Annotated in this window: 17 protein-coding genes, 1 riboswitch and 1 other annotated feature; of the genes, 13 read left to right on the plus strand and 4 right to left on the minus strand. The window is 29.6% G+C overall.

All coding sequences use genetic code 11. The annotated features are described in order from the left end of the window. Positions 1 to 48: 48 nt before the first annotated feature. Positions 49 to 1,689: an NAD-dependent malic enzyme gene (locus H2684_RS08895; RefSeq protein ID WP_182089055.1), complete on the minus strand. Its 1,641-nt coding sequence runs from the start codon at positions 1,687 to 1,689 to the stop codon at positions 49 to 51. 234 nt (positions 1,690 to 1,923) lie between these two features. On the opposite strand from H2684_RS08895, the gene H2684_RS08900 reads away from it, so the two are divergent. The 8 genes from H2684_RS08900 (at position 1,924) to H2684_RS08935 (ending at position 8,713) form a co-directional block, all read left to right on the plus strand. Beyond that, complete coding sequence (locus H2684_RS08900) at positions 1,924 to 2,700, plus strand: TatD family hydrolase (protein WP_182089056.1); 777 nt, start codon at positions 1,924 to 1,926, stop codon at positions 2,698 to 2,700. Positions 2,701 to 3,015: 315 nt separating this feature from the next. Next, complete coding sequence (locus tag H2684_RS08905; protein ID WP_182089057.1) at positions 3,016 to 4,053, plus strand: 3D domain-containing protein; 1,038 nt, start codon at positions 3,016 to 3,018, stop codon at positions 4,051 to 4,053. Positions 4,054 to 4,111: 58 nt separating this feature from the next. Next, on the plus strand, positions 4,112 to 4,651 hold the full coding sequence (gene rnmV / locus H2684_RS08910) for a ribonuclease M5 (RefSeq protein WP_182089058.1): 540 nt from the start codon (positions 4,112 to 4,114) through the stop codon (positions 4,649 to 4,651). 22 nt (positions 4,652 to 4,673) lie between these two features. Continuing rightward, positions 4,674 to 5,504, plus strand: a complete 831-nt coding sequence (rsmA, locus tag H2684_RS08915) for a 16S rRNA (adenine(1518)-N(6)/adenine(1519)-N(6))-dimethyltransferase RsmA (RefSeq protein ID WP_347707542.1) — start codon at positions 4,674 to 4,676, stop codon at positions 5,502 to 5,504. A gap of 86 nt (positions 5,505 to 5,590) precedes the next feature. After that, the gene (locus H2684_RS08920; protein WP_182089060.1) at positions 5,591 to 6,883 is read left to right on the plus strand and encodes a hypothetical protein; all 1,293 of its coding nucleotides are present in this window, start codon (positions 5,591 to 5,593) and stop codon (positions 6,881 to 6,883) included. After that, entirely contained in the window at positions 6,880 to 7,464 is a 585-nt protein-coding gene (locus H2684_RS08925) for a hypothetical protein (RefSeq protein ID WP_182089061.1), read from the plus strand. Before H2684_RS08920 ends, H2684_RS08925 begins: the two co-directional genes overlap by 4 nt. 126 nt (positions 7,465 to 7,590) lie before the next feature. Beyond that, positions 7,591 to 8,442, plus strand: coding sequence for an Mrp/NBP35 family ATP-binding protein (locus H2684_RS08930; protein WP_182089062.1), 852 nt, complete (start codon positions 7,591 to 7,593; stop codon positions 8,440 to 8,442). An 82-nt stretch (positions 8,443 to 8,524) separates the two neighbouring features. Continuing rightward, positions 8,525 to 8,713, plus strand: a complete 189-nt coding sequence (locus tag H2684_RS08935; protein WP_182089063.1) for a ferredoxin — start codon at positions 8,525 to 8,527, stop codon at positions 8,711 to 8,713. 104 nt (positions 8,714 to 8,817) lie between these two features. Here H2684_RS08935 and thiT read toward each other — a convergent pair whose 3' ends face one another. Both thiT and H2684_RS08945 read right to left on the minus strand, forming a co-directional pair. Then, positions 8,818 to 9,459, minus strand: coding sequence for an energy-coupled thiamine transporter ThiT (thiT, locus tag H2684_RS08940; RefSeq protein WP_182089064.1), 642 nt, complete (start codon positions 9,457 to 9,459; stop codon positions 8,818 to 8,820). A gap of 79 nt (positions 9,460 to 9,538) precedes the next feature. Continuing rightward, positions 9,539 to 9,637: riboswitch (TPP riboswitch) on the minus strand. A 28-nt stretch (positions 9,638 to 9,665) separates the two neighbouring features. Continuing rightward, positions 9,666 to 9,857, minus strand: coding sequence for a hypothetical protein (locus H2684_RS08945; protein WP_182089065.1), 192 nt, complete (start codon positions 9,855 to 9,857; stop codon positions 9,666 to 9,668). Positions 9,858 to 10,126: 269 nt separating this feature from the next. On the opposite strand from H2684_RS08945, the gene H2684_RS08950 reads away from it, so the two are divergent. From H2684_RS08950 to H2684_RS08960, 3 genes are read left to right on the plus strand one after another with little or no spacing between them, the layout of a single operon-like run. Beyond that, the gene (locus H2684_RS08950) at positions 10,127 to 12,235 is read left to right on the plus strand and encodes an anaerobic ribonucleoside triphosphate reductase (protein ID WP_182089066.1); all 2,109 of its coding nucleotides are present in this window, start codon (positions 10,127 to 10,129) and stop codon (positions 12,233 to 12,235) included. A gap of 22 nt (positions 12,236 to 12,257) precedes the next feature. Continuing rightward, positions 12,258 to 12,767 carry an anaerobic ribonucleoside-triphosphate reductase activating protein gene (nrdG, locus tag H2684_RS08955; RefSeq protein ID WP_182089067.1) on the plus strand — a complete coding sequence of 170 codons (510 nt, stop codon included), beginning with the start codon at positions 12,258 to 12,260 and terminating at the stop codon, positions 12,765 to 12,767. Positions 12,768 to 12,815: 48 nt separating this feature from the next. Next, on the plus strand, positions 12,816 to 13,178 hold the full coding sequence (locus H2684_RS08960; RefSeq protein WP_182089068.1) for a metalloregulator ArsR/SmtB family transcription factor: 363 nt from the start codon (positions 12,816 to 12,818) through the stop codon (positions 13,176 to 13,178). Between the two features lie 66 nt (positions 13,179 to 13,244). Here H2684_RS08960 and H2684_RS08965 read toward each other — a convergent pair whose 3' ends face one another. Beyond that, positions 13,245 to 13,880: an MBL fold metallo-hydrolase gene (locus H2684_RS08965; RefSeq protein WP_182089069.1), complete on the minus strand. Its 636-nt coding sequence runs from the start codon at positions 13,878 to 13,880 to the stop codon at positions 13,245 to 13,247. Between the two features lie 214 nt (positions 13,881 to 14,094). Between H2684_RS08965 and H2684_RS08970 the strand changes: the two genes are divergently transcribed. Beyond that, a complete protein-coding gene (locus tag H2684_RS08970) occupies positions 14,095 to 15,726 on the plus strand; it encodes an N-acetylmuramoyl-L-alanine amidase (RefSeq protein WP_182089070.1) in 1,632 nt (543 codons plus the stop codon). Positions 15,727 to 15,802: 76 nt separating this feature from the next. Continuing rightward, positions 15,803 to 16,013: a binding site (T-box leader), on the plus strand. Positions 16,014 to 16,067: 54 nt separating this feature from the next. Beyond that, entirely contained in the window at positions 16,068 to 19,178 is a 3,111-nt protein-coding gene (gene ileS, locus H2684_RS08975; RefSeq protein WP_182089071.1) for an isoleucine--tRNA ligase, read from the plus strand. Positions 19,179 to 19,348: the final 170 nt, after the last annotated feature.

Genomic DNA, 19,348 nt, shown 5'->3' on the forward strand with positions numbered 1-19,348 from the left:
TAAATCAGGCATAGATTTGTTTTTATACAAATCTATGCCTATTTTAATCTATAAATAATTATTATATACTGGTTCCCAGATTTCTTTTTCTACTGCTTTTTTAGCATCAGTTATGTATGCACGATTTACACCTTCTTTAATTGCCTGTTCTACAACAGCAGTTGCTACAAGTTTTGATGCTTGTTTAAGATTTTCAACTGGTGGCAAAATAGGAGCACCTGGTTTAGAAAGGTCTTGAAGGGAAGCAATTCCATGGGCAGCGGCAGATAACATTCCATCTGTAACTACTCTTGACTTTGCAACTATTATTCCAAGTCCAAGTCCAGGATAAAGTAAGGCATTATTTGCCTGGCCTATTGTATATGTTACTCCTTTGTATTCTACAGGATCTGATGGGCTTCCCGTTACTACAAGAGCTCTTCCATCACTCCATTCTATTATATCTTTTGCAGTTGCCTCACATAGCTTAGTAGGATTTGAAATAGGCATAATTGCAGGTCTTTCATTTATTTTAGCCATATTTTCAATAACATCTTTTGTAAAGGCACCGTGACAACCTGAAGTTCCTATAAGTATAGTAGGTTTTACCTCATTAACTATTTCTGCTAGATTAGTTAATCTCTTTTTAAATTCACTTTTTGACCTAGCATATTTTTTTTGACCTTCTGTTAAATCACACATATCTTCTGTTAATAGACCTTGACGATCTACAAGATAAAATTGTGATAGCGCTTCTTTTTCAGACAATCCATTTCTAATTTTTTCTAATAAGATTTGATCGGATACACCTACACCTGCAGTTCCGGCACCAAATACTAATATTTTGTGATCTTTTACTGGTATATTTGTAACTTTGGATATAGCATTTACAGCAGATACCATCATAACTCCTGTACCTTGAATATCATCATTGAATGTGCATATATTAGGTCTATATTTTTCAAGAATTTTTCTAGCATTACCACGACCAAAGTCTTCCCAGTGAATAAGTACTTCAGGAAAAAGATTAAGACATACTTTTACAAACTTATCTATAAAGTCATCGTATTGTTTTCCTGTTACTCTTCTATGTTTATTTCCAACATACAAAGGATCATTCAAAAGTTTTTCGTTATTTGTTCCAGCATCTATTACTACAGGAAGTACATTTTTAGGATTTACTCCAGCAGCTACAGTATATACTGCAAGTTTACCTATTGATATATCTACACCATGTACCCCCCAATCACCTATTCCAAGAACTCCTTCACCATCTGTTACTACTATTAACTTGATTTCATCTAAGTCGTGAACACCACATTTTATACTATTTTCTATTTCATCTGGTCTATCTATTGATAGAAAGACCGCACCTTTAGAAGTATCGTAATTTTTGGAGTAATTGATCACTGCATCACCTATTGTTGGAGTATATATAATTGGCAGAAACTCTGTTATATGTTTTGATACAACATAGTAGAAAAGAGTACGATTTACATCATATATATTCATAAGATATAAATGCTTTTCTAAAGGATCTTTAATAGATTTAGATTTGGCATAGACTATGTTTTCTTGTTCGTCAATTGACATTACTGAATTAGGTAAGAGTCCTAAAAGATCATATTTTATTCTTTCTTCTAGTGAAAAAGCAGTACCTTTGTTTAAAAATGGATTTCTTAATAATGCTTGTCCTTTTAGATTTATCATTAAAAACACTTCCTTAATTAATTTTAATGTTTAGACTTTGCAATAAATTTTAAAGTTTTTATTATTATCACCTTTAAAGCTATTAGCTGTCAACTGTTTTATAGTTAGTATGATTTATAAGGTTAATTAATTGAATTCCAGTTGAATCTAATTACAATGAATTCTATAATTACATGTATAAATAAATTGATTTAGTAAGTTATATAAATATTTATTATAAGGAGAGAATTTAATATGAAATTTGATATATTTGATGTACATGCTCATTACGATGATGAAAAGTTCGATGAAGATAGAGATCAGGTTATAGAAGAGCTTAAGCAAAATGGAGTTATAGGAGTACTTAACTGTGGATCATCTATGGAAGGCACAAGGGATTCAGTAAAACTGGCCAATAAATATGACATGTTTTATGCAGCAGTAGGGGTTCACCCAGAGTTTGCAGATAAGTTTTCAGAATCTGTTTTAGATGAGTTAATACAATTAGCTAAAAATCCTAAAGTAAAGGCAATTGGGGAAATTGGACTTGATTATTACTACCCAGAAAATCCACCTAGAGATATGCAAAAAAAAGTGTTTATAAGACAGATGGAACTTGCAGAAAAACTAAATCTTCCCGTAATTATTCATGATAGAGAAGCGCATGGTGATACTTTGGATATAATAAAAAAATTTAAAAATGTAAAAGGGGAAATTCATTGCTTTTCTGGTAGTGTTGAGTTTGCAAGAGAATGCATTAAGCTTGGATATTACATAGGTTTTACAGGTGTTGTTACTTTTAAAAATGCAAAGAAAGTAGTTGAGGTAGCAAAACAAGTTCCGATAGATAGAATTGTTGTGGAAACAGATTGTCCATATATGACACCAACGCCATTTAGGGGAAAGAGAAATAGATCTGAGTATATAGAATTTATTATAGATAAAATAGCTGAAATAAGGAATATAGATGCTAATGAATTAAATGCTAAAATAAATTCAAATATCAGAAGTTTGCTTAATTTAGGAAAATAGTATAAAATAACCATAGAAATTAATATTATTTTTATGGTTTTATCAGTAATTAAATATAATTTTTTGGCATAGTCTTATATATATATCAAATAGATTATACTATAATTTTGGTAATTGATTTAATTTTTATATTCCATCTATTAAATACCTCAATGTAGTTACTCCTAAAAGTAACATCGCACTCATAAATAAGTAATTATTTTATTGGTTATGCATAGTGTGCATTTGTAATTTAAGTTGGAGTGGTGATTTGACATAAATAAACTCTATGTTTATAATGTTGTTTGTCGCTCTTGCCCGGAGGAGGTATTTTTTATGATGGGAAAGTTAAAGACATTTGTAAACAAATATTTTTCCAATGGTCCTAAGGCTGTACCAGTTGTTGCAACAGTATTAATGATAGTTTTAGTTGCATTGTTTTTTAGCATGAGAAAAACAATAACTGTGTCGGTAGATGGTAGTAATAGAAATATAACTACGTTTAGAAGTACTTATGCACAAGCATTGAAAGATAATAAAATTAAAGTAGGGCCAGAGGATAAGGTAAAACCTAGTCTGAATAGTAGGATTAATAATGGTAGCATTATATCCATTAAAAGAGCAGTAAAAGTTCAAGTCCAAATTGATGGAAAAAAGTTAGTTTTAAATTCAGCAGAAGATAATATAATTGATATGTTAAAATCAGAAAATATTAAATTAAATAAATCGGATATAATATCTCCAAAAGGAGATTCTAAATTAAAAGATGGTATGAAAGTTGTTGTGACTAGGGTACAAAGTAAATATGTGAAACAGACTACACCTATAAAGTATGAAACAGTTATTAGAAATGATAAAGATATGCAGAAAGGTAATAGTAAAGTTCTGCAGGAGGGACAAAATGGAGAGAAAGAAACTGTAACCCAAATTATATACCAGAATGGAAAAGAAATCTCTAGAAAGATAGTAAAAGAAATAGTAAAAAAACAACCAGTACAAAAAGTTGTTGCTATAGGAGCAATGTCAGATAGTCTTTCAAGAGGAGGTAATGTTTCTTATACCAAAGTTATTAAAATGAAAGCTACTGCGTATACTGCAGATTATATTAGTACAGGAAAGTCACCTGGAGATAAGGGCTTTGGTATAACGGCTACGGGAACTGTAGCTAGAAGAAACAATTACTCTAGTTCTGTAGCAGTTGACCCTAGAGTAATACCACTAGGTACAAAACTTTATGTAGAAGGCTATGGATATGCCATAGCAGAAGATACTGGCGGTGCAATTAAGGGAAATAGAATAGATCTCTTTTTTAATTCTAGCTCTCAGGCAAATGAGTGGGGAGTAAAATGGGTTAATGTGTATGTCGCCGAGTAGGGGCTAAAGGCCTCTATTTTTTTCATTTAATTTTATTTTGGGGAGGATTTCATTTTATATGATTAAGGAAATTATAGTAGTTGAAGGAAGAGATGATATAACTGCAGTAAAAAAGGCTGTTGATGCAGAATTAATAGCAGTAGGCGGTTTTGGAATAAATAAAGAGGTAATTGATAAAATAAAAGAAGCACAGAAAAGACAAGGAGTAATAGTATTGACAGATCCTGATTTTGCAGGAGAAAAAATAAGAAGAATTATCTCAAAGAGAGTAAAAAATATAAAACATGCTTATATATCTCAAAAGGATGGTTTAAAAAATGGAGATATTGGTGTAGAAAATGCTTCTCCTGAAGTCATAAGACAGGCGCTTAAAAATGCTAAATGTGAGGAAAAGGATAATAGATCTGAATTTACTATTGACGATATGATTTTTTTTGGACTTACAGGAGATAAAAAATCTAAAGAGAGAAGAGATAAACTCGGTAAAGAACTTGGAATAGGCTATGCAAATGCTGGTCAGTTCCTGAAACGACTTAACAATTATGGAATTACTAAAGAAGAATTTAGAAATGCTATAGATAGAATAAATATAGATTGATAAGGAGAAGATTATGGAAAAAATTTCTACTAAAGATATTGTGAATAGATATGGATTTAGATTTTCAAAGAGTTTAGGTCAAAACTTTTTAATAGACGATTCAGTGCTAAATGACATATTAGATACATCACAAGTTTCAAAAGATGATTTAGTTATAGAAATAGGTCCTGGAGTTGGGACACTTACAAGAGAATTGCTAAAGAGGGCAAATGAGGTGTGTGCTATAGAGTTAGACTCTAAATTGATTACTATTTTAAACCAGGAACTTAGAGAATTTTCAAATTTTAAGCTTATACATAAAGATGTATTAAAAGTTAATTTTCATGAATTAACTGAAGGCTATAACAATATAAAAATTGTAGCTAATTTGCCATATTACATTACAACACCTATAATATCAAAGCTTTTAAATGAAAATATAAAATTTGATTCACTTACATTAATGATTCAAAAAGAAGTAGGAGAAAGAATGGCATCTCAGCCTAACTGCAAACAATATGGTGCTATATCTGTTTTGGCACAATATTATTGTGATGTTAATGTTGTAAGAAGGGTAAGTCCATCTTCTTTTATTCCAAATCCAAGAGTCGATTCTGTTGTAATAAAATTAGATAAACTTAAAGAGCCAAGAGTAACAGTAAAAGATAGAGATTTGTTTTTTAAAATAGTGAGATTTTCTTTTAATATGAGGAGAAAAACACTTTGGAATGCATTAAAACCATTAAATGTACCAAAATCGGGAATTAAACTTGCTTTTGAAAAAGCAAACATTGATCCTAAGAGAAGAGGAGAAACTCTATCACTTGAGGAATTTGGGATATTATCTGATTGCATATATGAATTGTTACAATAAATTCTACTAAATAAAAAAGTATTTGTTCACTTTTTGGAAGTTACCTCATATATTATAATGAATAAAATATATGGAGGTATAGGAAATTGGCACAAAAAAAGAGTTATAGTAGATACTTTATAATATTACAGGAAGACGAAAAGGGATACTCTTTAGCTTCTGATAAAATAGCCTCAGGGTATGCAAAATTAGAAACAAAAAATGGTAAATGTAAAATATCTTATTATGTACAAAATTTGAAGAAAGATAAAACCCCTTACTATATGGTTCTTATATGTAATAAAAAGGACACTAAAAAAATAATTAATATTGGTGAAATGAACATAGATGATTATGGCAGAGCAGATATAGGCTATGAGTATCCAATAGACAATATATGTAACAGTGGAATACCAATAGATAGGGTATCAGGAGCGGCTATTGTCAGAATTTTAGATAATAATATAATATCGGTTATGAGTGGTTTTTCAAGTATGGAAATACCAAAGTGGAAGTCATTTGGTATTGTTAAAGATAAACATAGTGAAGATAATGAAGAAAAAGTTAAATCTAAAGAACCTGTTAAAGAGAATAAGAAAAAAGAAAGAAGTACTAAAGTTGAAGATAAAGTTGAAAGCAAGACTGAAAGTAAAAGCATATTTGACAAATATGAAGAGAAGATAGAATTAGAGAAAAGCAACAATGTAGATAGTGTAAAAGTTGATAAAGATACAAAACCTGAATTAGATGTAGAGCAATTTACAAATAAAATCTCTGACCTTGTAAAAGAAGAACATAAAGAAAAATTGAATAAAATCAAAGATGAAAAAAGCAATGATGTTAAAAAGTGCAATGTTGAAAATGAAAACATAATATCAGATGAAAAAGTTAAAGATTCGGGAAATGAGGAAATTTATATAGACGACTCATCTACTAGAGATCTAAAAGAAGATATAAGTGATTATGTTAATGAGTCGAAGAATAGCTTTTTTAAATCTCTTGTTGATGAATTCGAAGAAGTACCAGCTGTAAGTAATGAATTAAAGAGGTGCAAGTGGTATAAGGTTCCTGTGACATATGTAGAAAGTATGAATAGAATTAAAGATTATAATAAATACACATTTATATGCTATCCTATGTTATCTTACTATGATTATATAAAGAATCATTCTCATTTTTTAATGGGTTATAAGTATGATAAAAGTGGAAATGTAAAATATATGATATATGGAATACCAGGTACAAAAAGTAAATCAGAGCAACCTTATGAAGGAAGAACTGGATTTGTGACATGGGTATCAAATGGAAGAAAAGACAAACTAGGATATTGGCTTATGTTCTATGATTTTAGAACGGGTACTGTAGATATACCAGTAGAAAATAATAATGTGAATGTATGAGTGTAGTTATAATAAATAAGAGGAAGCTAGGTATTGTATTAACTTTAGCAGGGATTATTATTTTGCTCTTTGGAATTGGAATAAATTTAAAAAGTAGATTTAATTTTACAATGTTTACACACAATAGTTTAAATGATTTCTGTGAGTATACAGAACTAAATGGAAGTGTAAGATATAAGATACCATGTACATGGAAGGTTACGAAACAGAATATATCTGGAGATGAAGTATTGTCCCATACTGATTTTAGAAGTAAGGATCAAAAAATAAATGGATTTTTTCAAGTTTGGAAATTTAATGGTGATATAGAAAATTTTTTAAAAGAAAGTAAGGCTATATCAAGTAAACAAAATCTATACAAAAAATACTCTTTACAAATTTTAAATTTAGGTGGGAAAAAGGTATATTTTATTGAATATAATATTACAAAAGAAGTTGGAGATAGTTATATAGGTCAAGAATATTTTATACAAAATGGAAATAAGTTTTATAGGTTCTCATTTTTTATGAAGGAAGATGATTTTAAAGAAAATTTTTCTTCTATGTTTAGAAATATAGTTGAAACATTAAAATATAATTAATATTAAATTCCCTTCAAATCTATTATTTAAAGGGAATTTTTTTATTTTTTAATATGTTATAATAATTTATATAAACCTTGATATGATATAAAGAGAAAAAATATTTATGAAAGGAAGCATGGGAAAATGAGTAATTGTGATAGCTGCCCAAGTAATTCAAATTGTGGTGTACAAAATAAAGATAAGTGCGGAAAATCAATTCCTAAATATGGTAAAATAAAACATATAGTAGGAGTTATGAGTGGAAAAGGAGGAGTAGGTAAGTCAACAGTAACTGGTGCATTAGCAATAAAGTTAATACATAAAGGTTATAAGGTTGGAGTATTAGACGGAGATATAACAGGTCCATCTATGCCAAGGTTTTTTGGAATAAATGAACAAAGAGCCACTATGACACCTGTAAATGGAACTGAAGAGGTTAAGTTTTCACCTGTAAGTACTTCTACAGGAATTAAAGTTATGTCTTTAAATCTTTTAACTGAAAAAGAAGATCAGCCAGTTATATGGAGAGGTCCGATAATTACAGGAGTATTGAAACAGATGTATTCAGATACTCAGTGGGGAGAACTTGACTATCTTCTTATAGATATGCCTCCAGGAACAGGAGATGTGGCTCTTACAATAATGCAGGATATACCGCTTCAGGGAGTTGTTATAGTATCTACACCTCAAGATATGGTATCTATGATTGTTAAGAAAGTTGTTTTAATGGCTGAAAAAATGGATGTAGATATAATTGGGGTTGTGGAAAATATGTCCTATGTAAGATGTAAAAATTGTGATGAAAAAATAAAATTATTTAGCAAAAAATCAGCAAAGGAACAAGCTGCATATTTAGGACTTCCACTTCTTGATGAAATTCCAATGGATTTAGATCTTGTGGATAATATGGAAGAAGGGAAAGTTGAGCAGTATATAGCTAATTCATCTGATTATGATGTTTTAGTTGATAATTTTATGGATAAATTAAAATTTTAAACTCTGCTTTAAATGTGAATATTAACAGTATTATTTGTAAATAATTATATTGTTGATTTTATTAAGAAAGCGGTGAATACTTATGAAAGCAGAAGTAGATAAGGATACTTGTATAGGATGTGGTTTATGTCCTACTGTATGTCCAGAAGTTTTTGAAATGCAGGATGATGGAAAAGCAGGAACTGTAGTAAGTGAAGTACCAGGTACTGCGGAAGATTCAGCTGAAGAAGCAAGAGATCAATGTCCTGTAAGTGCAATATCGGTAGAATAATCGTAGCTTTAATGTGGTTTTATTAAATTAAAAGTAAATATGTAATTTTAAATGGTTGTACTAAAAGCTGTGTTCATAGTGGCACAGCTTTTAGTACACATTTTTTATTTTCCAGTGTTATGAATTACATTCCTTTTCAAAATGGATTCAAGTTGACTTATAGGAAGTACTGCTATTATAACTGCACATATTGCACCTTCCACTATTAAGAAACTTCCATTTAATGATAGGGAGTAAATTATAGGCGACATGCCATTAGGTGCAAAACTTCCAAAGAACAATACGCCAGATATGAAATGGCATATAAACCGTCCAAATACCGCGACTCCAGTGCCAAGTAATTTGTGATTTCTAAAGTAACCAGCAAGTCCAAGAGCCATGAAAGGCAGAGGATAATCAAATAGAACTTGTATAGGCTGAAGTATGTAAGGATCTAATATCAAGCTTATTATTCCATATAAAAAGCCAGTTAAAAAACCCACTTCAGGTCCATATAGAAATGACATAAGTAGTAAGGGAACCATACTTCCAAGAGTTACACTTCCACCTTGAGGAAAGTGATATATTCTAAAAATCTTAAGTATAGTTGCTAGAGCTAAGGCAATACCTATTTGAGTTATGAGTTGTGTTGTAAAGTGTATCTTTTTTACTTTAGCGATAAACAGTATAATTAGTACTAGAGCTATAAGCGCAAATACAGCATTTGGATGAGAACTTATCTCTTTAAGATTTTTTAATAGAAACATAAAAAAAGACCTCCTTTATTTTGCCTTGAGGTACTAAAAAAAGGAAATCCAACTTTTATTAAGCATAAAAGAAGATCATATGAAATGATATTAGCTTCCCTCCGCTGGCATTATCCAGATCAGGTAAAGGGTTAATAAAGTTATTTCTCAGCTTTAAAAAGCACCCCTAGCATTTATTAACATTATAATATATAAATCATATTAATTCAACAAATTGGAGGAATAGATATGTTCACAAAATTTTTTGCTGTCATTTTCATTTGAGGTGGATCTATATTTAGTTTATCACCTATCTTAGCATTACAAGGTAAATTTGATACAGCTATATTTATTGTTTTTCCATCTCTTAAGGCCACAATAGCTTCTGTATTATTTATATCTATTATCTTACCTATCATTACTTAACCTCCTTGTAATTTTTCATTAGCTATACAATTGTGTATAATGATTTAGTATCTTTTAAAAATGCTATTATAAATATTTTGCATAATATCTATGTAATTATTCATGAATTTTGATTTTGTAATTAGAATAAGATATTTAAAGATAAATATAGTTAATGCTAAAATATTTTATGCTGTAGATATACTAATGCAATTGATATTTTTAAAGTTAAATAGTACAATTACAAGGCGACACAATATATAGTAGTCTGGAGGAATAATATATGCTACATGTTGTAAAAAGAGATGGAAGAAAAGTAGAATTTAATTCTATTAAAATAACAAATGCAATAAAAAGTGCATCTGAGGAAATAGGATATGATTTAAAGGAAAGTGAGTTTATTGACTTAACTCAAAAGATTATAACTCATATAGAAAATTTGAATTTAAATGAAATGGATGTAGAGGATATACAAAATATAGTTGAAGAAGTTCTTATAGAAAAAGACTATAAAAAACTTTGGATTGCTTATTCTAATTATAGAAAAGAAAGAAATAATATAAGAGAGATAAAATCAGATCTTATGAAAGCTATTGACAAGATAGGAGTAGAAACTGATAGAGATAATGCTAATGTTGGGAATAATTATAGCTCAAAACTTTTGAGAATAGCAAGTGAATCAAATAAGTGGCATAACTTAGCAAATATGCCTAAGCATTTAGCAAAGGCACATGAAAATGGTGATATATACTATCATGATTTGGACTCATATAATCTAACTGTTAATTGTCTTCATATACCTACTAAAGAAGTACTTATAAATGGATTTAACACAGGATATGGATATATTAGGTCTCCAAAGAGGATAGAGTCGGCAGCGGAACTTTCATGCATATTACTTCAGTCTTCACAGAATGATATGTTTGGAGGACAATCTCACCCAGATTTTGATAATGATATGTCCGTTTTTGTTGATTATACAAGACAGGAGATAGTAGAAGAACTGAGAGAGCTTGGTATAGAAGAAGATAGAATAAAAGAACTTGCAGAAAAGAAATTGAGAAGAATTATAGAGCAATCTATGCAGGGGATAATCTATAATTTAAATACTATGCATTCCAGGGCAGGATCACAGGTACCATTTAGTTCTATTAACTTAGGTATACCTAAGTCTAAAGATGCAGCACTAATATGTGAAATATTTTTGACTGAGTATGAAAAAGGACTTGGACATGGAGAACAACCTATATTTCCAAATATAATATTTAGAGTAAAAGATGGTGTTAATAAAAAGATAGAAGATCCTTACTATTATTTATTTAGAATTGCATGTAGAGTTGCCTCAAAAAGAATGAACCCTACTTTTATGAATATTGATGCTGACTTTAACAAGCTCTATTATGATATGGGTGTAATTCCTTCTACTATGGGATGTAGGACGTATGTTTGTTCTAATGTAAATGGAGATCCAGGTCCAAAAGGCAGAGGCAACATAGCTCCAACTACAATTAATTTGCCAAGAATAGGTATTATGTCTAAAGGGAATATGGACAAGTTTTTTAAACTTTTAGATGAAAGATTGAATTTATCTTATGAATCATTGATGCACAGATATAATACATTAAAGAAGTTAAGAGTTAAGGATTTGCCATTTGTTGTAGGACAAAAGCTTATGAAGGGTTCTGAAAATCTTAAAGAAGAGGATTCAATAGAACCAATATTAAAACAAGGAAGTTGGGCAATAGGATTTATTGGACTTGCAGAAGCTCTAGTTGCTCTTACTGGAAAACATCATGGTGAAAGTGAAGATTCAAGAAATCTTGGATTGAAAATTATAACTCATATCAGAAATTATACGGATAAACTTACGGAAAAGACACATTTGAATTGGAGCTGTTACGCTACACCTGCTGAAGGATTAAGCGGTAAGTTTATAGTTCAGGATAAAAAAATATTTGGAGAAATAAAAGGAATTACTGATAAGGAGTATTATACTAATTCTTATCATGTTCCAGTAAACTTTCCAATATCTATAAAGGACAAAATAGATATTGAAGCTCCTTATCACAAGTTGTGTAATGGAGGTCACATAAGTTATATAGAGCTAGATGACTATCCATCAGAAGATACTATATATGATATAATAAATTATGCTTATAGTAACACTAACATAAGCTATATAGGAATAAATTTTCATATAAGGTATTGCAAAAATTGCGGTACATATTTACATGGCGAAAATAGCTGTCCTAATTGTGGAAGTAATGATATACAAGGAATATCAAGGGTAACAGGATATCTTTCACTGGACGAGAGATTTGGACAAGGAAAACTTGCAGAAAGAGAAGATAGAATATCCCAGGCTACAGGACAAAAAGTGTATTGTAACTAGAATTAATAGGAGATAATTGAATATGAAAAATAATATTATAAGACTAGCAGGAATTGCATATGAAAGTTTGGTAAACGGGCCTGGTCTTAGAAGAGTGTTTTTTGCACAGGGGTGCGCACATAATTGTGATGGATGTTTTAATCCATCCACTCACGATTTTAATGGAGGAGAATTAAGGAATATAGATGATTTGATTGAAGATGTTAAAATAAATCCTTTAATAAAGGGAATTACTTTTTCAGGAGGAGATCCATTTTATCAAGCTGAGGCTTTTGCATATATGGCAGAAGAAATTAAAAAATTGAAATTAAATATATGGTGCTATACAGGATATAAAATTGAGGATATACTTAACAATTCTTTAGGAGATTCAGCTATGCATCTTTTGAAAAATTTAGATGTACTTGTAGACGGAAAGTTTGACAAGAATAAAATGGATGATAAAATTAAATTCAGAGGCTCAAGTAATCAAAGAATTATAGATGTTCAGCAAACTTTAAAAAATAAGAGTATAGTAACATTTGACATTTAGAATATATCGATTTATATGCTTCAATACTTCATATAAGGAAGTGATATTATGTGTACTGATTCAGAAATAGAAGTTTGTTCTTGTAATAAAGAAAATGATTATGTAGATAGTGTGAGAAACAGTATGCTATCTGAAGAAGTTTTTTTTAAACTGTCTTCTCTGTTTAAAGTTTTGGGAGATCAGACTAGAATAAAAATAATATATGCTCTATTTAAAAGAGAGCTTTGTGTGTGTGATATTTCACGAGTACTTAATATGAGTCAATCAGCTATATCTCATCAGCTTAGAACATTAAAATCAGCTCATCTTGTGAAATTTAGAAAAGAGGGGAAACAAGTTTATTATTCTCTAGATGATAATCACATAAACTTGTTATTTAATGCTGGATTAGAACATGTAGAACATAGCTAATTAGATTGTATATTAAAATAGATTTTGTGGCTGTGGCAATAAAAAAGTTAGTGTCACAGCCACATTTTATTTACTATAGTCTAAAATTTTAACTTTATTAAAATCATTAAGCTTATCTTCTAGTGTTAAATAGTTTTTACCTACATTTTCGCCATTTTTTATATATTTAAGAAATGTTTCAAGACCATCTAATTGAAATTCTAAAGCTTCAGTTTTGTAATGCATTGGTATTATAATATGTGGATTTATAGATTTTGCAACTTTTGCAGCCTCTTTTCCATCTATGGTAAAATTACCACCTACAGGGATAAATAGCACATCTATCTTACCTATCTTAGAAATTTCATCATCTGATAGTATATAACCTAAATCACCAAGATGACATAATCTATATCCATCCATTTCTATTATAAAAATTGTATTGCTTCCCCTTTTTGCACCTTTCACTTTGTCATGATAAGATGGAATTCCACTTATAGAAATATCCTGAAAGGTGAAGTCTTTAGCCTTATCTATTATATTAGAACATGTTAATTCTTTTATGTAATCATGATCAAAATGATGATGACTTATTGTTACAATGTCTACATTTCCTTTAAATACTTTATAACCTGTTGTAGTATCAAAGGGATCAGTTAAAATTTTTATACCTTTTGAATTTTCAAGTATGAAACTAGAATGACCAAGATATATTATTTTCATAAAAATCACCTCATGATTTATATATTTAAGAATATTATAACATATTTGAAATTTGTGCCTTTACTTATTTGTTGTTCAATTTTATTATATAAAAAAACACATTAATTTGTGTAGAAATATTATAATTAAAGTATGAATTTATCACAGTTTATACTATAATAGGAATTGATATGTATTTAATATAAATTATTATTAAATAGAGAGAGGTGGTTACTTGAAAAAAGGTGTTTTATATAATGTGTTAGTTGTATTATTTTTCATAATTACTTTTACTGTGTTTATTAAAGGAAATGTTGCACATGCTGAAGATAACTTTGATGGAAAAATTATAGGAACTGATGTTGCAATTGATAAATCTTGGAATATAACTTTTAACAGGATGTTAGATAAAGATACTGTAAATAATTCAAATATAATTGTTAAAGATTCTAGTGGAAATATAGTTGATACTAAATTAGGACTTGATAGCACAGGATTTATAGTAACTATTGCTCCTTCAAGTAGTTATAAATATGGACAAAATTATAATATAGTTATTAAAAGTACAATTAAAACTGTTGGAGGAGATATGCTTGGTAAGGATATACAGTTAAAATTTTCAACAAAACAGGAAGATAATCAAAATGACAATAGTGATAATAAGAGTGATGGTAATAGTAATGGTAAGTATACAGTTACAATCGATGCCTCTCATGGAGGAGAAGATACAGGAAATGTATCTAGTTCAGGAGTAGAAGGAAAAGATATAAATCTTTCAGTAGCTTTAAAAACAGGAAAAATACTTGAGAAAAATGGAGTAAATGTAGTTTACACAAGAACTGATGATAAAAATATCGATGTACAATCACGTATTGATATGTCAAATGAGGCTAAATCAGATGAGTTAGTTAGCATACATACAAATACATATCCTGAAAATACAGATGTACACGGTATTGAAACCTATTATTCTACATCTAATAAATCTGAGGAGTCTAAAATTTTAGCTTCAGATATTCAAAAGGAAATTATAAATGTTACTGGTTCTGTAGATAGAGGAGTAAAGGAAGCACAGCCACAACATGAGATATTAAATGGAGTAGATGCTCCTTCTGTAATGGTATATTTGGGGTTTATGAGTAATGAATCTGAAAGTGAGTTAATGAATACTTCTGATTTTCAAGATAAAAGTGCTGAAGCTATTGCAAAAGGGATACTATCTTCATTGAGTTTTATTGATCAAAATTCTGGAGATAATCAGAATGAAGGTAATGGTGTGGGAATGTCTTCAAATGAAAGCAATCCTAAAGTCGTTTTAGATCCAGGGCATGGAATGGGACAAGATGTTGGTTCAAATGGTAATGGTTATCAAGAAGATGATGTTACATTAAGTATAGCACTTAAAACAGGAGAAATATTAAATAAAAATGGAGTAAATGTAATTTATACTAGAACTAAAGATGAAAGAAATACAACTTCCTGTACTGTAACAGAGAGTCTTCAAAAAAGATGTGATATTGCAAATGCATCAGGAGCCGAGTTTATGTTATCTATTCATACAAATGCTTTTGATAGTAGTGAAGCAGAGGGTACTGAAACTCTTTATTATACTGGAAATAGTTATAGCGAAAAACTTGCATCTCTTATTCAAGAAAAACTTGTAAGCTCACTTGGAACTTATAACAGAGGATTGAAAGATGGAAATTGGTTATATATTACTAGAAACACTAAAATACCAACAGTTTTAACTGAACCAGGTTTTTTAACAAATGATAAAGATGCATCTATTTTAGGAAGTGATGTTGGACAAGAAAAAGCGGCACAAGCCATTGCAAGTGCCATATTAGAATATCTAGGCATTGTATAAAAAACTTACTAAATAATTTGACAATAGAAAATCTGTATAATATAATTATAAAGAAATTATATAGTTTTTTAATTTATAAAATGCTGTGATCAGGATAAGTACTTAAATTTTGTCACTAAAAGAGAGCAAATGGTAATGGTGGAAATTTGCAGGAGAATTTAAGGAAGATCACCTGTAAGCAGAAAATCTGAATGATTTAGTAAGATTTTTCGTATTTCTGCGTTAAAGATTGATATATGTTTATGATTTAGCATAGGTGGTATAGCGAGGTTAACTTCGTCCTATTTTTAGGATGAAGTTTTTTATATTTAAGACATACAAATGTAGAAAGGAGTTAAATTATGTACAAAAAGATTGATAATTCTAAGAATTTTACGGACAGAGAAAAAGATATAGTAGATTTTTGGAGAAAAAATGATATTATTAAAAAAAATTTTGAATTAAATAAAGATGGGGAATATTTTACATTTTATGATGGTCCTCCAACTGCAAATGGTAATCCACATATAGGCCATGTTTTGACCAGAGTTATGAAGGATTTTGTAATAAGATATAAAATCATGAAAGGATACAATGTACTGAGAAAAGCAGGATGGGATACTCATGGGCTTCCAGTAGAACTTGAAGTAGAGAAGAGTCTTGGAATATCGGGAAAACCACAGATAGAAGAATATGGAGTAGAAAAGTTTGTAAATAAATGTAAAGACAGTGTATTTACATATATAAGTGAATGGAAGGAAATGTCTGATAGAATAGGTTTCTGGGTTGATATGGATAATCCTTATGTGACTTATTATAATGACTACATAGAGTCAGAATGGTGGGCACTTAAAAAAATTTGGGATAAAGGACTTTTATATAAAGGATATAAGGTTGTACCATATTGTCCTAGATGTGGAACTGCACTATCATCCCATGAAGTGTCCCAGGGATACAAAGATGTAAAAGAAACTTCTGTATATGTTAAGTTTAAGTTGAAAAATGCAGATAAATACATGTTAGCATGGACTACTACACCTTGGACATTGCCAAATAATATGGCACTTGCAGTAAATAAAAGTTACGATTATGTAGAAGTAATAAACAAAGGACAGCACCTGATACTTGCAGAAGCTCTTTTAGGAAGATTGGAAGAGGAGTATGAGGTAGTAGATAAATTTAAAGGTGAAAAACTTTTAGGATTGGAATATGAGCCAATGTTTAGCTTTGCCAAATTTGAAGGAAAAGCTCATTATGTTGTACATGGAGATTATGTAACACTTACAGATGGAACCGGAATAGTTCATACAGCTCCAGCTTTTGGTGAAGATGATAGCAATGTATGTAAAAAATATAATATACCTGTTGTAAATTCCGTGGATTCACAAGGAAAATATAAAGATGAAGTTACTCCTTGGAAGGGTCTATTTGTTAAAGATGCAGATCCTAAAATAATAGAGTACTTAAAGGAAAATAATATACTTTATAAAGCAGAGAAATTTACACATTCATATCCATTCTGTTGGAGATGTGATACTCCACTTTTATACTATCCAAGGAAAACTTGGTTTATAAAAATGTCTTCTATGAGAGATAAATTAGTTAAGAATACTAATAGTACTAATTGGTTCCCTGATAATATAAGAACAGGAAGATTTGGAAAGTTTGTTGAAGGTGTAATAGATTGGAATTTAAGTAGAGAAAGATATTGGGGTACACCTCTTCCTATATGGGAATGTGAGTGTGGCCATAAAGAATGTATTGGAAGTATTAAGGAACTTAAAGAAAAAGGAATAAATGTTCCTGAAAATATAGAGCTTCATAAGCCTTATATAGATGCAGTGAAATTAAAATGTCCTCACTGTGGCAAGGAAATGAAAAGAGTACCTGAGGTAATAGATTGTTGGTTTGATTCAGGGTCTATGCCATTTGCACAGCATCATTATCCTTTTGAAAATAAGGAATTGTTTGAAAAGAATTTCCCAGCACAATATATAACTGAAGCAGTTGACCAAACAAGAGGTTGGTTTTATACTCTTATGGCAATATCTACTGTGCTATTTGATAGAAGTCCTTTTGAAAATTGTATGGTATTAGGTCATGTATTAGATAAGCATGGACTTAAAATGTCAAAGCATAAGGGAAATGTACTTAGTCCAACTGTTGTACTTAATAATCAAGGTGCAGATGCTACAAGATGGTATTTCTATACTTCAAGTGCTCCATGGTTACCTTCAAGATTTTATGAGGAAGCAGTTCAAGATAGCCAGAGAAAGTTCTTAGGAACTCTTTGGAATGTATATTCATTTTATGTTCTTTATGCTGAAATTGATAAATTTAATCCTCTTGAATATAAAGACTTTGTATCTGAAAATGTAATGGATAAGTGGATATTGTCAAAGTTGAATTCACTTGTTAAAGATACAGAATATCATTTAGATCGTTATGAAGTTACTCAAGCTGCAATAAATATTGGAGAATTTGTAGATAGTCTTTCAAATTGGTATATAAGAGTAAATAGATCAAGATTTTGGAGCTCAGAGTTAACAGATGATAAAATAGGAGCTTATGTTACTTTATATAAAGTACTTACTAAATTAATTAAAATTGCTGCTCCATTTGTTCCATTTATGACAGAAGAAATTTATCAGAATTTAGTTGTAGAATTGGATAAAAATGCTCCTGAAAGCATTCATTTATGTAGATGGCCAGAGTATGATGAAAGTGTAATAGATAAGAAGTTGGAAAATGATATGGATGAAGCTTATAAAATAGTTAAGCTTGGAAGAAGTGCTAGAAATGCAGTAAATATAAAGAATAGACAGCCACTTTCAGAAATGCTCGTAAGTGTTAAAACACTTCCTGATTATTATGGAAATATAATAAAAGAAGAGCTTAATATTAAAAATATAAAATTTGGTGCTGATTTATCAAAATATGTAGATTTTAATGTTAAACCTAATCTTCCTGTACTTGGGAAAAAATATGGTAAGCTTATACCAGGTATAAGAAAGAAAATATCATCTATGAATCAAATGGAGTTAGCACAGGACATAAATGCAGGAAAAACAATTTCTATTGAAGTTGAAGGCAATGAAATAGAGTTAAATTCTGAAAATGTATTAGTTACTATGAAAGGACTAGAAGGATTTGCATTTGCAGGAGAAGAAACTATAGGAATAGTTCTTGAAACTGAAATTACAGAAGAACTTAAAGAAGAAGGAAATCTAAGAGAGATATTGAGTAAAGTTCAAAATTTGAGGAAAGATAGTGGATTTGAAGTTGCAGATAATATAAAGCTCTATGTTTCAGGAAATGACTATCTTGAAAATATAGTAAAAAAATTTGAAAATCAAATAAAAAAAGAAACATTATCTGTTGAAATATTGTATAATGAAGATGTACAATATAATGATTATAAAATAAACGGTGAAAAGTTTAAAATGGCAGTAGAATTAGTAAAAGATAATTAATATATGTAAATTAGGTTGATATATGTAAAAATAAACAAGTTATAATCATAAAGTATAATGATTATAACTTGTTTTATCTATTAAATAATATATATATTTTACTAATTTATTAAAAATAGCTTAAACTAACTTGTAATAGTTTGATTTTATAAGTATAATTAATAAAAGAA

It is taken from the genome of Clostridium sp. cel8, assembly GCF_014050525.1.
In the GTDB taxonomy this organism is placed as follows: Bacteria; Bacillota; Clostridia; order Clostridiales; family Clostridiaceae; genus Clostridium_B.